14 protein-coding genes are annotated in these 16,073 nt (G+C 52.9%); 4 read left to right on the top strand and 10 right to left on the bottom strand.

The window, feature by feature from the left end:
* Position 1: 1 nt before the first annotated feature.
* The 4 genes from secA to DWY25_RS03895 form a co-directional block, all read right to left on the bottom strand.
* A complete protein-coding gene (secA, locus tag DWY25_RS03875; protein ID WP_117893913.1) occupies positions 2-2,350 on the bottom strand; it encodes a preprotein translocase subunit SecA in 2,349 nt (782 codons plus the stop codon).
* A gap of 87 nt (positions 2,351-2,437) precedes the next feature.
* Entirely contained in the window at positions 2,438-2,635 is a 198-nt protein-coding gene (locus DWY25_RS03880; RefSeq protein ID WP_006057478.1) for a cold-shock protein, read from the bottom strand.
* Positions 2,636-2,886: 251 nt separating this feature from the next.
* Entirely contained in the window at positions 2,887-3,546 is a 660-nt protein-coding gene (locus tag DWY25_RS03890) for a ComF family protein (RefSeq protein WP_117893919.1), read from the bottom strand.
* Positions 3,533-4,681: a helicase-related protein gene (locus DWY25_RS03895; protein WP_117893922.1), complete on the bottom strand. Its 1,149-nt coding sequence runs from the start codon at positions 4,679-4,681 to the stop codon at positions 3,533-3,535. Before DWY25_RS03895 ends, DWY25_RS03890 begins: the two co-directional genes overlap by 14 nt.
* A gap of 123 nt (positions 4,682-4,804) precedes the next feature.
* On the opposite strand from DWY25_RS03895, the gene DWY25_RS03900 reads away from it, so the two are divergent.
* Positions 4,805-6,583: a glycoside hydrolase family 35 protein gene (locus DWY25_RS03900; RefSeq protein WP_117893924.1), complete on the top strand. Its 1,779-nt coding sequence runs from the start codon at positions 4,805-4,807 to the stop codon at positions 6,581-6,583.
* 4 nt (positions 6,584-6,587) lie between these two features.
* A complete protein-coding gene (locus tag DWY25_RS17685) occupies positions 6,588-6,737 on the top strand; it encodes a hypothetical protein (protein WP_181981679.1) in 150 nt (49 codons plus the stop codon).
* Positions 6,738-6,874: 137 nt separating this feature from the next.
* Here DWY25_RS17685 and DWY25_RS03905 read toward each other — a convergent pair whose 3' ends face one another.
* The 6 genes from DWY25_RS03905 to DWY25_RS03930 form a co-directional block, all read right to left on the bottom strand.
* Positions 6,875-8,200: an ATP-binding protein gene (locus DWY25_RS03905; RefSeq protein ID WP_117893927.1), complete on the bottom strand. Its 1,326-nt coding sequence runs from the start codon at positions 8,198-8,200 to the stop codon at positions 6,875-6,877.
* A gap of 290 nt (positions 8,201-8,490) precedes the next feature.
* Positions 8,491-10,101 (bottom strand): FAD-dependent oxidoreductase, encoded by a 1,611-nt coding sequence (locus DWY25_RS03910; RefSeq protein WP_117893930.1) that lies wholly within the window; start codon positions 10,099-10,101, stop codon positions 8,491-8,493.
* A gap of 109 nt (positions 10,102-10,210) precedes the next feature.
* On the bottom strand, positions 10,211-11,485 hold the full coding sequence (locus DWY25_RS03915) for a GHKL domain-containing protein (RefSeq protein ID WP_117893933.1): 1,275 nt from the start codon (positions 11,483-11,485) through the stop codon (positions 10,211-10,213).
* On the bottom strand, positions 11,482-12,195 hold the full coding sequence (locus DWY25_RS03920; protein WP_117893936.1) for a LytR/AlgR family response regulator transcription factor: 714 nt from the start codon (positions 12,193-12,195) through the stop codon (positions 11,482-11,484). The genes DWY25_RS03915 and DWY25_RS03920 overlap by 4 nt, the downstream gene beginning before the upstream one ends.
* Before the next feature lie 18 nt (positions 12,196-12,213).
* The gene (locus tag DWY25_RS03925) at positions 12,214-13,119 is read right to left on the bottom strand and encodes an MBL fold metallo-hydrolase (protein ID WP_117893939.1); all 906 of its coding nucleotides are present in this window, start codon (positions 13,117-13,119) and stop codon (positions 12,214-12,216) included.
* A 207-nt stretch (positions 13,120-13,326) separates the two neighbouring features.
* The gene (locus tag DWY25_RS03930; protein WP_117893942.1) at positions 13,327-14,601 is read right to left on the bottom strand and encodes a DEAD/DEAH box helicase; all 1,275 of its coding nucleotides are present in this window, start codon (positions 14,599-14,601) and stop codon (positions 13,327-13,329) included.
* Between the two features lie 333 nt (positions 14,602-14,934).
* Here DWY25_RS03930 and DWY25_RS03935 point away from each other — a divergent pair, with 333 nt between their 5' ends.
* A complete protein-coding gene (locus tag DWY25_RS03935; protein WP_117893945.1) occupies positions 14,935-15,123 on the top strand; it encodes a hypothetical protein in 189 nt (62 codons plus the stop codon).
* Complete coding sequence (locus DWY25_RS03940; RefSeq protein ID WP_117893948.1) at positions 15,120-15,950, top strand: class I SAM-dependent methyltransferase; 831 nt, start codon at positions 15,120-15,122, stop codon at positions 15,948-15,950. The genes DWY25_RS03935 and DWY25_RS03940 overlap by 4 nt, the downstream gene beginning before the upstream one ends.
* Positions 15,951-16,073 lie beyond the last annotated feature (123 nt).

Raw genomic sequence — 16,073 nt, forward strand, 5'->3', positions numbered from 1 at the left:
GTTATTTCTTTCGCTCCTCTATTACAATTCTGACATTCAGGCAGAAGGTGACAACCTCCTGCGCAATCCGCGCCATCATGTCCTCAAACAGCTGATAACCTTCGGACACATACGCCTGCAGCGGATTGGACTGCGCATACGAACGCAGATGAATCCCGTCGCGCAGCTTGCTCATGGTATCGATGTGATCGACCCAGTTGCGGTCGATGACCTTCAGCACCATTGTCTTTTCGATCGGCAGCACATGCACCTTGATCGGCTCGATCTTGCTTTCATAGACATCCCAGGCCGCCTTGCAGCACAGCTCGCTGATCTCCGGAATGCTCTTGCCTTCCAGATCGGTTTCCGTCAGGCTTTCATGGAAGCCCATCTTGCCTAACGATTCCAGCAGCTCCGCTGTATTGACATGCTCTTCCTTGCCGTCATGCTCGGTATGCGCCGAAACGAGATTGCTGACAACGCGGTCGAACATATCCTTGACGATGCTGTGAACGTCGTCATGATCCAGGATGAAGTTGCGCTGTTCATAGATGATTTCGCGCTGCTGACGCAGGACGTCGTCATATTCCAGCAGTGTTTTACGAACGTCGAAGTTCACGCCTTCGACCCGCTTCTGCGCGCTGCCGATGGATTTCGTTACAACCTTGGATTCAATCGGAACATCGCCCAGCTGCGAGAACAGGCTTTCCATTTTTTCCGAACCGAACCGCACCATCAGGTCGTCCTGCACGGAAACATAGAACCGGGAATAGCCCGGATCGCCCTGACGGCCGGAACGGCCGCGCAGCTGATTATCAATACGGCGGGATTCATGCCGTTCCGAACCGATGACGGCCAGACCGCCCAGTTCGCGGACACCCTCGCCCAGCTTGATATCGGTACCCCGGCCGGCCATGTTGGTCGCGATCGTCACCGAACCCTTCTGACCTGCCTTTTTGATGATCTCCGCTTCACGCGCATGGTTCTTCGCGTTTAAGACCTCGTGCGGAATCTTTTGGTCTTTCAGCATCTTCGCGATGAATTCACTGGTTTCAACGGCGATCGTACCGACTAACACCGGCTGGCCCTTCTCATGGCATTCCCTGACCTCGTTGACCAGCGCTTCAAACTTGGCTTTCTTTGTGCCGAAGATCGCGTCCGGATAATCGATCCGGGCAACCGGACGGTTGGTCGGAATTTCCATGACGCGCATGTTGTAGATGCTTAAGAATTCTTCTTCCTCGGTCTTGGCCGTACCGGTCATGCCGGCCAGCTTGTTGTAAAGACGGAAGAAGTTCTGGTAGGTGATCGTCGCCAGCGTCGTTGTTTCCTGTTTGATCGATACGCCTTCCTTGGCTTCAATCGCCTGATGCAGACCGTCGGAATACGCGCGGCCCTTCATCAGACGGCCGGTGAACTGGTCGACGATGACGATCTCGTCGTTGTCCACGACGTACTCGACGTCCTTCATCATGATGTAGTTGGCTTTTAACGCCTGCGAAATATGATGCACCAGCTGAGTGTGATCCAGCTCGTACAGATTCTTGACGCGGAAAGCTTTCTCCGCCTTGGTCACGCCGGAATCAGTCAGCTGAACCGTCTTGCTTTTGACGTCGATCTCATAGTCTTCGTCCGCTTTCAGCGATTTGACGAAGCGGTCCGCCTGCAGATACAGGTTGGCCGTCTGCTTCTGACCGCCGGAGATGATCAACGGCGTCCGCGATTCGTCGACCAGGATCGAGTCGACTTCATCGACCAGCGCGAAATTCAGCGGACGCAGGACGCGGTCCTCTACACGGGTGACCATGTTATCGCGCAGATAGTCGAATCCGACTTCCGCGTTGGTCGTGTAGGTGATATCGCAGTTATACGCCGCGCGCTTCTGCGCCGGGGTGAGCTGACGCAGGTTCAGGCCGACCGTCAGGCCCAGGAAGCGGTGAATCTGCCCCATCCAGTCGGCGTCACGGCCGGCCAGGTATTCGTTGACGGTGACGACGTGCACGCCGCGGCCGTCCAGCGCGTTCAGATAGACCGGCAATACGGAGGTTAACGTTTTTCCTTCGCCGGTTTTCATCTCCGCGATATCGCCGCCGTGCAGAACGATGCCGCCCATCAGCTGAACGAGATACGGATATTCGCCGATCACCCGCTTCGCCGCTTCGCGAACGACCGCGAACGCTTCCGGCAATAAGTCATCCAGCGTTTCACCGTTCTTCAAGCGAGCCTGAAATTCCGGGGTCTTGGCTTTCAGTTCCTCGTCGCTCAAGCCTGCCATCCGGGAAGCCAGCGCATCGACTTCATGAGCGCGTTTCTCGATTTCTTTCAATCGTTTTTTATCGTAATTAAATAGTTTGTCTAAAAAAGTTGCCATTGTGGTCCCTCCATCGCTCCTATTGTATCGTAATTGAGCGAAAAACACAAAGAAAAAGGCCGTCAAACCCGGCCTTTGATCGCTGTTTTACAGTTTTTTGACGTTGTGGGCCTGGTACCCGCGGTCGCCCTCGATCAGATCGAATTCCACCTCGGCGTTTTCCTCGATCGTCTTGAAGCCGTCCATCACCAGTTGGGAATAGTGGAAAAAAACATCGCGGCCGTCGCTGAGCTTGATGAAGCCGTAACCTTTTTCCTTATTAAACATCTTTACTTTACCTTGCATCTGCCTTAAACCTAACCCTTTCTTCTTTGTTTATCCGCGGCGGTCTTCTCCGCCATGTCGTTTCGACGGGAACCGGGATCGCTGCCAGTCGTTTTGATGCTTTTCTGCTTCACCCCTTCGTTCGCTGAACCCGGGGAATTCCGTTTTGACTGATCCTGGTTTTCGCTGGTTTCCGCCGCTGGAATTCCGCCGCTCCCGTCTACTTTGAGTATAGAGAGGATCGGCCGCAAACTCAAATCTTTTCCTTCGTCTTATTCCGCGCTTTTTTGACAACGGAGCTTACGGAACGGAGCGAAAGAAGGCGGCAGGAAGCGTTGGTTGACAGCCAGCACCAGCGCTTGGTCGGCGGCAGGAAGCAATGCATGGGCGGCGTTGAGCGTACTGCCGGTGGTGAGCACGTCGTCGATCAACAACAGCTTCCCATCCGGGATTTGGACACCGGGGATCAAGCGAATATGGGAAGCAGCCTGCCGCCGCTGGAAGGCGCTGCCCTGCTGCACGTAATCCTCCGTCTTTTCCAACAGCTCCACGATCGGCAGCCCCAATCCGGAAAACAGCTGGGGAATCGTATCGAAGCCGCGTTTTTCCCGTTTAGCGCGGGATGAGGGCATCGGCACCAGCGTGAAATGACGGTACCGCCGGCGCAGTGCAGCGCACCAAGGCTGAAGGAAAACATCCTGCAGTGCTTCATCCATGCATTCCTTGTACTGCACAAGCATTTTCATAAAAGCCTCATCATAGACAACCAGTCCCCGCACGGTCAGACCGCCGAGCTTCACTTGATGGGAAACAGGCGTCAGCTGACTGCGGCAGACGCCGCACAGCGAATCGTCGGCGAACATCATTTCGGAGATCGTGCATCCGTTTAACAACGGGCCGCCGCACCACAGGCATCGCTCAGCCGCCGGCATTGGCTTCCTCCAGACGTTTCACGCAGCGTTCAACCTGTTCGCTGCGCCTGCGGCACAGAAACAATCCGTCGCCATCCGGACAGGCAAAGCTGCGCCCAACCCGGCCGATCATCTGGGTCAGCGAAGCTTCATCGAACACGCCGTGATCGGCGTCCATCACGCACACGTCGACGCCCGCGATCGTCACGCCCCGTTCCAGCACCGTCGTCGCAAAGCAGAACTGCAGTTCCTTTGCCCGGAGCTTCCGCAGCGTTTCATCCTGATCCGGCGACTGACTGGTCAGCTCACCGCAGGAAAATTCCAGTGAAAACAGAACTTTCAAGCGATGACAGCCGCGAATCGTCGGCACAAAGATCAGCGCCTGCTTGTCCGCCTTTTGTTTGTTTTTCAGCCAGCGGTAAAGCCGCAGGATCAACAGAAACTGAGAGCCGATCTGAACCCGGGGCACCGTCAGATCATGACCGTGCGGTCGGCGGTTGAGCTTGAGCTGCATCAACGTCCCCGCCTTCACCCGTTCCTGCAGCTCCGCATCCGGCGTCGCCGTCGTGTAGACGATCTGGCCGCGGCAGCTGGTGCGCGCAATTCCATGCAGAACCGGATCGCCCTTGTAGGGAAAAGCGTCCGGCTCATCCAGGATCAACAGATCGAACCGGTGGGGATAGCGGTAGAGCTGGTGGGTCGTACAGACGATCAGATCCGCTTCGGTCTTCTTGGTATAACCCTGACAGACCGGGATCACCGACAGGTTTGGAAACGCGTCCGCCAGCCGCCGCGCCAACTCCAGCACCACCTGCCGCCGGGCGACCGCGACCGCCGCCCGCTGTCCCCGCTGCAGCCGCCTCCGCAGACAATCCATTACAATTTCCGTTTTTCCCGCGCCGCACACCGCGTCGACCAGGACGTCGTGGGTCTCGGACAATTCGCACAGCTGATCGGAGATCTGCTTCTGATTCGGAGTCAGGGGATAATCCAGCCGCAGCTGCGGATCCAGCGGTTCACTAAGCTCGGGCACGGCCGGTTCCTCCGCCTCGCACGCCAGCCTCCGGGAAAAGCCGACGCAGCGGCGGCAGTACCAGCCCTTGCTGCCAAGATAGAACCAGGATGGATCCTCATTTCCACACCGCGGACAACGCATAATTTCACCTCCCACTTATAATATTGCGGAAAATTTGAAAAAGCCTGCCTGAAATGAAGAATTTCTTTATTTTTTACGATTTCTTTTTTACAATGAAGGAAAGAGAAAGAAGAGGAACCGATCATGACTACCTTTACGATTCAAGATGATTTTATGCTGGACGGCCAGCCGGTCAAGCTGATTTCCGGCGCGCTGCATTACTTCCGGATTGTTCCTGAGTATTGGCAGGATCGTCTGGAAAAGTTAAAAAATATGGGCTGCAACTGCGTAGAAACCTACATTCCGTGGAATTACCACGAACCGAAAAAGGGCCAGTTTGATTTCAGCGGACGCAAGGACGTCGCGCGTTTTGTCCGTGAAGCGCAGGCTTTAGGCTTATGGGTCATTTTACGGCCAACGCCCTACATCTGCGCGGAATGGGAATTCGGCGGACTGCCGGCATGGCTGTTAGCGGACGATTCGATGCGCGTGCGTTCGACCTATCAACCTTATCTCGACGCGATCGACGCCTACTACGCCGAGCTGTTCAAGGTGATCCGGCCGTTGTTTTTCACCCATGGCGGACCGGTGCTGATGTGCCAGATTGAAAATGAATACGGCTCCTTCGGCAACGACAAGCAATATCTCAAGGCGATCAAGCACCTGATGGAAAAGCATGGCTGCGATGTGCCGATGTTTACGTCCGACGGCGGATGGCGCGAAGTGCTCGATGCCGGAACCTTACTCAATGAAGGCGTGCTGCCGACTGCCAACTTCGGTTCCCGCACTGACGAACAGATCGGCGCGCTGCGTCAGTTCATGAGCGACAACGACATCCATGGCCCGCTCATGTGCATGGAATTCTGGATCGGCTGGTTCAACAACTGGGGATCGCCGCTGAAAACCCGCGACGCGAAGGACGCGGCGGACGAGCTGGACGCGATGCTGCGCCAGGGCAGCGTCAACATCTACATGTTCCACGGCGGCACCAATCCGGAATTTTATAACGGCTGCAGCTACCACAACGGCATGGATCCGCAGATCACCTCTTACGACTATGCCGCTCCGCTGACGGAGTGGGGCACGGAAGGGGAAAAATACGCTGCCTTCCGCGAGGTCATCGCCAAATATAATCCGATCACTCCGGTACCGCTGTCCACGCCGATCACCTTTAAAAGCTATGGCGAACTGCGCTGTGAGAACCAAGTTTCCTTATTTAATACGCTTTCCTCCCTGGCGAAGCCGATCGAAACCGACATTCCTCAGCCGATGGAAAAGCTGGGGCAGGGCTACGGCTACATCCTGTACCGCGCGCATGTCGGCAAAGCGCGCGAGCTGGCCAAAGCCAAGCTGGCGGATTGCGACGACCGCGCCCAGGTGTTCGTCAACCAGAAATTGATTGCCACGCAATACAAGGAAACGATGGGAAGCAACATCCCGCTTACGCTCGATCATCCGACCGATAACGTGATTGACATTCTGGTGGAAAACCTTGGCCGCATCAACTACGGCGCAAGTCTGGTTTCTCCGCATCAGCGTAAGGGCATCAAAGGCGGCTTCATGCTGGACCTGCACTTCCACACTGGCTGGCAGCAGTATTGCCTGGAGCTGGACAATGTTGATCAGGTTGATTTCACCGGCGATTATCAGGAAGGCGTTCCGGCTTTCTATCAATTTACCGTAGAAATTGATGATCCGGCGGATACGTTCCTGAACCTGAACGGCTGGGGCAAAGGCGCAGCGTTTTTGAACGGAGAAAATCTTGGGCGGTTCTGGGAGCTGGGCCCGACGCATTATCTGTATATCCCAGCGCCGTTATTAAAAAAAGGTAAAAATACGATTGTCCTGTTTGAAACAGAAGGCAGAACCGGAACGGTCTCGCTGGACGACCAGCCGCGGATCGATCAGCCGCAGGAAGCCTGAGCTGATGATGTGGGGAATTCTTTTTCAGCTTTTCATTCTCCTGCTCGCGCTCACCCTCGTTTATGAACTCATCCGGCGGGCGGTGAAGCAGGGAATTCTTGACGCCAAAGCGGAGATTGAGAAGGCTGAGGAAAAAGACCGGCAAGATCTTTAATAACCAAAGTCCATCAAAACAAAAACAGAGCTATCAGCATATCTCGTCACGAGGAGTTCAGAAACTCCCGAGCATGTTGAAAAACTCTGTTTTTTAATTTACTGTTTTTCTTGCTTTCCTATTTTACAAGGAATATCTTAGGCTTCATCCGCAATCAGCCAGTCCACAACATTCACCGATTTTATTCCCTCATAAGAAGCATCCAGTCCCGGATGCAGGGATAGAATTATCTTTTCATAATTATCATGAATTTTTTGCAGCGGAGCTAATTCCCGGTCACGGACGGCTTCATCCGTCATCGACTCTGTCACTTGGATATACTGTTTATCCCCCGCCCGAACGGCAACAAAATCCACCTCCAGGTTATCCACTTTTCCAATCGAAACATCGAAATCACGGCGGAGCAATTCAAAATACACGATATTTTCTAAAACATGACCGCTGTCACGGCCGCGAAATCCCAGCAGATAATTCCGCAATCCAATATCGACGATATAGTATTTGCCCAATGTCCGCAGAAAATCTTTTCCTTTTATATCAAAACGTTTGATATCATAAAAGAAATAGGCTTCTAATAAAGCGTTAACATACGTTTGGACGGTATGGGCGCTGGGTGCGCTTTTCTGGTTTTCTCCCTCTAACAGCCCCTCGTTTACAAGGACATTGCCAATTGACGAAACCGAGATATTACTGCCAATATTATCGGCGAGGAACATCACGATTTTTCTCAGCAGCACTGGATCCGCGATCCGTTTCTGTCCGCGGCAATTTTGCCGTTCCAGAATATCCCGAACGATGACCGTTGAATAAATCCCGTCTAAGAGAATTAACGCCTTTTCCTGATCTAATCCTACATCCGCAATCCCCGGCATTCCGCCAAATCGTGCATAAGCGCTGAATACTTCGCTCAGATCATATCGTTCTCCATTTTTATCATAGGCCTGCTTTCGCTTTCCTCCCAGAGCACTAATTGACTCTTTGATTTCAAAATCATAAAAAGTCAGAAATTCCTTAAACGAAAGCGGCAGCATCTTTATTTCTATACACCGGCCGGATAAATATGTAGCATACTCCGAAGACAACAAATAAGCGTTAGAGCCGGTAAGATAGAGATCGCAGTTAAAATCGATCCGGAAGGCGTTGACTGCTTCTTCCCAAGCCGGTATCCGCTGAACTTCATCGAAAAAAAGATACATTCTTTGATCAGGGAGAACACGCTGTCTGACATATTCATAAAAATCATCACAGTTCATTTTTCTATACGCGTAAGATTCAAAATTCATTTCCACAATTTGCTTTTCGGAAATTCCAGTTTTTTTTAAGTGCTCGATCATTAGTTTTAAAAGACTGGATTTACCGCATCTGCGGATTCCGGTAATAACCTTGACCGGTTCCGTATCCTGAAAAGCAATCAGTTTTTTTAAATATAAATCTCTTTTTCTCAGTTCGCGGTTGTTAATCATGATGTCGTCCTCCTTGTATTATGATTATAGCACAAAACACAGAATATATATTTTTTATGCACTAAAATGCAAAAACTTTTTATTTTTAAGATTTTATGCAATGTTCATACATATCATGCACTTATTTCTTCTATTCTATACATTCCCTTGCCATCTTCATCCGCGGTGACTGGAGCAATTCTTGTGGATAACAAGTTTGTCCAAAGTTCTCATTCACAAATAAAGAAAAAAGCCGGACATCAAAAGTCCGACTCTTTCCTATCTATCCGCAGATACCCAATTGACCGCGGTTATTTGCCCAACGCCGCGTTGACGCCGGCTGTCTTTCCATAATAAACGACTACAGACAAGCAGTCTCCGCTCTGATGAGCTGCCCCTTCATAACCACTGGTGACGTCGCCCGCCGCATACAAGCCGGAAATCGGCTGGCCTGCTTCATCAAGGACATGCGCATCCGTATCGATGACCAACCCGCCGAAGGTCAGGTGATAGTGCATTTCCAGCTTGCTGATGACAAACGGTGCAGTTTCTACCTTGCCGTTGAATTCTTTCCGCCCGAAATCCGGATCTTCCCCGGCTTCGACATAACTGTTGTATTGATCGACCGTTGCCCGCAGCGCCTGCGGATCCAGGCCGGCCATCGTTGCCGCTTCTTCCAGCGTATCTGCGACAAACATAAACCCACGGTCCTGCATGTCTTCAACGAAGCCTTCTTTCGCTTCGTTCATCTGGTCGATCATCGTCTGATCGCCGATATAGAAGCCCACGCCCTTTGGTTGATTGTTGGTCAGCTTGGTGAGACTGGCCTGAGTTTCATCCCCATAACGTTTCGCATCCGCATTGACCGTCAGCTGTTTGTTCGCCGTCACGGTGCCGGCCTGCGCGATGCTGCTGGAGCCATGATAGCCCTCAATGACCGTTGTCAAAAACTGCATGTCGCGCGTCTGAGCTCCGACCGCTTCGGCCATCAAAATTCCGTCGCCGATGTTGGTCGCCGGGTTGGTGCTGCCATTTTCGGCACACAGTCCGGTGCCGACGCGCTGAACCTTAGCGCACAGTTCGCCGTTGGAGGCAAAGCCGCCGGTTGCCAGAATCACGCCTGATTTTGCTTTATATAAAACTTCTGAGCCGTCTTTATTCGTCGCTTTGACGCCGGTGATCCGGCCGTCTTCCTCAATCAGTTCCGTGGCCCGCGTCTCAAAAACAATCTGCGCCCCGGCATCCTCCGCCAACTTCTGCAGCGCGTTGATCAGCCCCGCTCCGCCGTCGACCGGCGTATTCGCATGCATTGCGCCGGCCATTGATTTGTAATAAGTATCCTTGATCTCCATACCGCCGCTGACCAGCCATTCAAAAATATCCCAGTTCGCATCCAGCGCCGTCTTGACCAACGTGTAATCCTGCGTCGCTTCAACGCCGGCCAGATCCTTACCCCGGCCGGCCAGATAGTGATCGACAAGCATCATTTCTACGCTGTCAAACCGGCCCGCCTCTGCAGATGCCTGGTACTGATGGATTTGTTCCTGCAGGGTCGTTAGAGCTTCGCCCCATTCTCCGAATTCTTCCGGTGTATAGGTCAGATACACATCCAGCTGATCGTCGTTGCGGTCCATTGCGGCGTTCATTTCTTCATTGAGCATCGCCATGTGGCCGCCGGAAATCCGCGTCGCTCCGCCGGTAAAGCTGCCGGCTTCCAAGACCAGCACCTGCGCGCCGTTTTCCGCCGCGCCAGCCGCCGCTGCCAATCCCGCACCGCCTGCGCCGATGACCAGTACGTCGGTTTCGACAGCCGGCTCTGACGAAGGCGTCGTTGTCGCTGCCGGCGTTTGGGTGTTTGTGCCGCAGCCTGCCAGACTGAGCGCGAGCCAGCCCGCCATCAGCGGTTTCATGATTTTCTTCATTTCTTTATCCTCCCGTTTTCAGAAGCTTGTTTCTGAATCAGCCTCATTCTAGCGTCTTGTGAAAACAGACGCAATATAGAAAAGATAACTGGGCGTTTTCGAGCGTTAATCAGGCATTTTGCGGCTTGGGGATCATCCAGGTGACGACAAATTCCTTTCCCTGAATCTCGGCCGTCAGCGTTCCGCCGTGCTTTTCCACAACCTTGCGCGCGTTCTTCAGCCCATAGCCGTGCGCGCCGCCGTCCAGCTTGGTGCTCATCCATTCGCCCTTCTGGTTCTTCGCCGCATGGACAAACGGATTCTGAATCCGCACGACAAGATTCTCATGAATCCAACCTCCGGCGATCTCGATCACCCGTTCCGATTCCGCGCACTGTTCAGCAGCTTCGACCGCATTGTCCAGACAGTTGACAAACACGGTGCAGAGGTCCATCGGTGAGAGGAACTGCGCCTGATCGAGCCGAATCCCCGCTTTCAGTTCAATGCCTTTTGTCTGGCACAACCGCCGCTTGTCTTCCAGAATTACGTCCAGCACCGGATTGCCCGTTTCGATATAGACCGTCGTCTCAGCCGCTGCTTTCAGCTGATCGACGTAATCGCGCACCTGCTGGATTTCGCTGAGCCGGTTGAGCGTGTTCAAATGCCTGCGCAAGTCGTGATGCAGCGCTTTTAATTCCTCATCTTTTTCTTTCTCTTTTAACATCAGCTGCATCTGAAAATTCAGCTGATCCTCGGCGGCTTTCGCCTCCCGGGCGTAGCGGGCGGATTTAAAATACACCTCAGTCCCTGCGAGGATCAACAACGTCGACAAGCCGAAAAACAGAACAAGAAAGGAAATCAGGAGCGTATCGCCCCGGCTTCGCTGTTCGAGATCGTCTAACAGGCTGTAAATCACCAGGTTGGCCAGGAAACTCGTCATTGCCGGAAACGTGCTGATGAACAATTCCGGAAGTGAAATCGTGCGGTTTTCATCGATCAGCACAATCGCGCGGCGGAATAAAATCACTGAGCTGATCCGAACCAGTCCGGTTAACACGACTAATAAATTATGATTATGCAGCTGGAAAAACAGAAAAAAGATCTGAAAGAGACTGTACCAGATGCCCATCAGCGCCGTGCAGAACACCGCCAGAAACAAAGCGTATTTCTTGTCGATCTTCAGAAAAACAAGACCCCAGACAGAATAGAAAAGGATAAACTTGCCATAGCGCAGCACCGCTTCCAGCAGCGATGAAGTCGAGGGCACATACAGCAGCGTAAACATCAGATACAAAATCACGGCCGCAGCGAGGCGGTTTGTCCGGACCGGCAGCGGAAGCGTCAGCCAGACAAAACAAAACGAAAAAACAAATCCCTGAAAGAGAATCATCAACAGCCCGCTCACAGGAATTTCCCTCCCCAGAAATTCGTCAGCGCCTGCTTCATGCCTTTTTTACGATTTTTACTGACTGGCACGCGGGTACCGTCCTTGAGGACGACGTCCTGTTTTTCTATCTGACGGACAGCTTCCAGCGCGACCAGAAACGAGCTGTGACAGCGGAAAAACGCTTCCTGCTTCAGTTCCTGTTCGAGTTTTTCCATCGTCGAATAACATTCCAGAACCTTGGCCGGAGTATGCAGAAGCAGGTGGCCGCGCTCCGTTTCGGCATAGATCAGCTCGTCGATCGCCAGACGAATGATTTCTGAGCGGCCCTTGAGCTGAAGATAGGCTGTCTGCCGATGATGAATCTCATCCAGAGCGGTCCCGACAACCTGTTCAAACTGAGCCGCGTCGATCGGTTTCAACAAATATCGAAAGGCCTGGACTTCATAGCCTTCCAGCGCGTATTGGATATAATTCGTGATGAAAATAATCGTCGCCCGTTCGTTGACCCGGCGCAGCTGCCGGGCTGTTTCAATGCCGTTTTGTCCGGGCATTTCCACGTCCATCAGCACCAGATCCCATTTTTCTTTGGGCAGCGTCAGAAATTCGCTGCCGCTGGCGCAGACGCTCAGCTGAACCGGAATCCGGCGTTTCTGCGTATCCTTGATCAGGGCTGCCTGAAGCGTTTCCCGGATATTCGGATCATCGTCAACGATCGCCGCTGTGATCATCTGCCTTTCCTCCTCTCGTTATCGGTTGGATTTCATATTTTTCTGTAAAACGGCCTGCGCCATCGCCGCATTATGCTCGCACATCGCATGCAGCGGCGTGGCCGGAATGACACTGGAATTCTGCGCCCGGTCAGTCAGGCTGTCGGCGCAGTACACCAACGAAAAGCCTTTCCATGATGCCCGCCGGTAATGAGCTTGCGGATAGGGGAAATGCCGGTCCCGGGCGCTGTACGTCGCAGAGCTGCAGTCGGGGCAACCTTCTTCTCCGGCCAGAATCCGGTCGCAGAGTTCGATCATGATTGTCAGGACTTCCGGTTTCAACGGTGAACCGTTATGACCGGTGCAGATCCAGTCAAATTCTTCACGCCGCTGATCAAGCTGGATCAACAACCTCCGATAATCGCTCACGGTCGCCGCCGGCGCGCTGTGAAACTGACCCGCTTTCTCCGCAAAGCCCGGCAGAAGCAGCACCTGATCCGCATCCAGTTCATCGCCGGCATAAAGAATTCTTTCGGTGTGATCTAAAATCATGATGTTGCCTGGAGCGTGACAATCGCAGCGCAGGATTTCCAAGCACCGTTGTCCGAGTTTAAGAATTTCATGGTCCTGCACAAATACCGGCGTATAATCCAAATGCAGCTTTGCGGGATCTTCGTCCATCGCGTTGCGGCTGGACGCCGCCGTTCTTTCCGTCATATACACTTGATCAAACAGGCCGCATTGACCGGTGTGATCGATATGCGCGTGGGTGCAGATCACCGTCCTGACCGGTTTCTGAATTAAAGCTTCACAGAAGCGACGGATCTTCACTTCCCCGCAGCCGCAGTCGATCAGCGCCGGGACCTCTCCGTCCACAAGATAACAGTCGCAGCCGCAGCCCCTTATCCACCATGTCGTTTTTGTGATCGGTTCCGCCTGAATCATCCGCCTATCCCTCCTTGTTTTTTAACCTTTATTTTCCTCCTCTTTATTGTAAAGGGGAAAAGCTCAAATGCCAACTCGCAAAGGGAGAAATTCGCGGTGAAAGTCCCAGGGCCGGCGCGAATCCCTCGCTGTGACATAACTTTCCCTGAACAAAAGAAACAAGAAAAAAGATCGAAAACAGAAATGCTTTCGATCTCGGATTCTTCCTTACTTCACCGCTTCGCGCGACTTCTGCGCATGCGCAGGACGTCTGCGGCGGGCTGGCCGGTGACCGGCAGGTTTATTCGCCGGACTGGTTGACGCCTGTACTGGGGAAACCACCGTTTTGGACTCCGCCGCCTGCGGCTGGGCTGTGGTTTTAGCCTTAGGATCCTTGACGACCGGAATTGTATACCGGATCAGTTTTTCGATATCCTTCAAATAAGCGCGTTCATCATTCTGGCAGAAGGAGATCGCAATTCCTTCCTGCCCCGCCCGGGCTGTCCGGCCGATCCGGTGAACATACGTTTCACTGATATTCGGAATGTTGTAATTGATGACGTGGGAAAGCTTCTCAATATCGATGCCGCGGGCTGCGATATCGGTTGCCACCAGTACCTGAATCTCATGATTCTTAAATGCCGCCAGTGCTTTCTGCCGGGCGTTCTGCGATTTGTTGCCATGGATCGCCATCGCCTGGACATGACCCTTGGTTAAAAAGCGGACGACGCGGTCGGCTTCATGCTTAGTCCGGGTGAAGACCAGCGCAGAGGTGACTTCCTCCTTCTTCAAGACCCGCAGCAACAGGTCGTTCTTTTCGCTTTTTTCCACATAATACACACGTTGTTCGATCTTCTCAATCGGCGTGGATACCGGCGTTGCTTCCACACGGACCGGATTCTTCAGCAGCGAAGCGGCCAGGCCGGCAATTTCCTTCGGCATCGTCGCCGAGAACAGCAGCGTCTGCTTTTTGTTCACCAGCAATGCGCTGACGCGTTTTACATCATGGATAAAACCCATGTCCAGCATCCGGTCGGCTTCGTCGAGCACAAAGATTTCCACCTGGCTCAGATCCAACAGACGCTGACCCACCAGATCGAGCAGACGGCCCGGTGTCGCGATCAGAATATCCGCACCTTTTTTCAGCTGATCAACCTGCGCGCCTTGCTTGACGCCGCCGAAAATCACGACGGTCTTCAACGGCAGGCCCTGGCCGTACAGCTGGAAGTTATCCACAATCTGGATCGCCAGCTCGCGAGTCGGCGTCAGCACCAGCGCCTTGATCGCCCGTTTGCCTTTCTGCGGCTGTTTCATCATCTGGTCGAGAATCGGCAGCGCGAACGCCGCGGTTTTGCCTGTGCCGGTCTGCGCCAGCCCCAACAGATCGCGGCCCTCCAAGACCGGCGGGATCGCTTTCTGCTGAATCTTGGTCGGGGTCGTATATCCCATCCGCTGACAATTTTTCAAGATCGACGGATGGATAGGTAATTCATTAAATTTCATGGTTCACTCTTTCTATTCCTAATTCAAAAACAGTGCTTCGGCGCACTGTCAGGATGTCATAACTTTATTATGCATCAAGAAATGGGACTTACGGTACATAGTATAGCTCAACTTCCACCATTTTACCAGAAAAAAGCGCGAAAAGCCTTTTCCCCGGGCACTTCTTCCGAAGAAGCAGGACGGCTCCAAAGCCAGAATGGACGCTGGAAGAATGGGGAAATTGGGATGATCGCGATTGCCATCCGGCGGCGTTCCCGTTACAATAAAAGCATAAGCTCGCAAAGGAGTGGATTTTGTCCGGCGTCCCATCCCTGAACCAGGAACTCGGGAAACGTGGAAAAGGAAAATATCATGTTGGCCCCCATCCGGAATGTCTGTTATAAGCAGACTTTTTCGGCGCGTGATTTTCAGGACGATTTTCTTGAATCGCCAAGCGGTCCTGATGAAAAATCATTTCTCGTTTCCTTCAAGTTCATTGCCAGAGCCGGTTTAAAATCCGGAAAGAAAGGACAAAATACATGAAAAACTTAATCGCTCAGATCCAAACCAAACCCGCCTTATATCAACAAAGTCAGGCAAATATCTGGACCGATCCTTATCTGTCGCAGAAAATGCTCGAAGCCCATCTGGACGAAGCGTCGGACGGCGCGACACGCCGGAAAGATTTCGTCAGGCAGTCCGCAGCCTGGATCGCATCCCAGCTGCCGCCTCAGCAGTATCCCCGGCTTCTCGATTTAGGCTGCGGTCCGGGAATTTACGCGGAGCTCTTTGCCCGTCAGGGGTATCAAGTTTCGGGAATTGATTTTTCCGTCCGCTCGCTGGATTACGCGATGCAATCTGCGGCAGAGAAAGGCCTTGCGATCCAATATCGCCAGGGGGATTACACCCAGATTGAATTCGGCGGTCCGTTCCATTTGATTACCTTGATTTATTGTGACTTCGGCGTGCTGACGCCTTCCGCCCGTACAGCCTTGTTAAAACAGATCTACGCTTCCCTGCTTCCCGGCGGCGCTTTCCTGTTCGATGTGTTCACGCCGCTGAACTATAAGGATAAGCCTGAAAGCCGGCGTTGGTTCGTTGAGGAACAGGGCTATTGGAGCGAGGAGCCGTCCTTGGTCCTGCATGCGTTTTATCGGTATGATCAGGACGCTTCGTATTGTAATCAATATGTCACGATCAAGCCCGGCGCGTACACGGTCTATCACGTCTGGGAACATGGATTTACCGCCGCGGAATTAGAACGGGATTTAACTGCGGCCGGCTTTCGGTCCGTTACATTTTATGGCGATGTGGCGGGCGGCGCACTGGATAAAGACGGAACGACACTGTGCGTGCTGGCAAAAAAATAATTCCGGGAATAAAGCAAGACGTGCGTGGTTAAGCTAGAGAAAAGTGAAGGGTGCAAAGCCGCATTTTTCCTGGTTTCTCCATTATTGCCGCCCCCCTTGTTATCCTGATTGAAGAGCATGATC

The organism is Holdemania filiformis (assembly GCF_003459085.1).
In the GTDB taxonomy this organism is placed as follows: domain Bacteria; phylum Bacillota_I; class Bacilli_A; order Erysipelotrichales; family Erysipelotrichaceae; genus Holdemania; species Holdemania filiformis.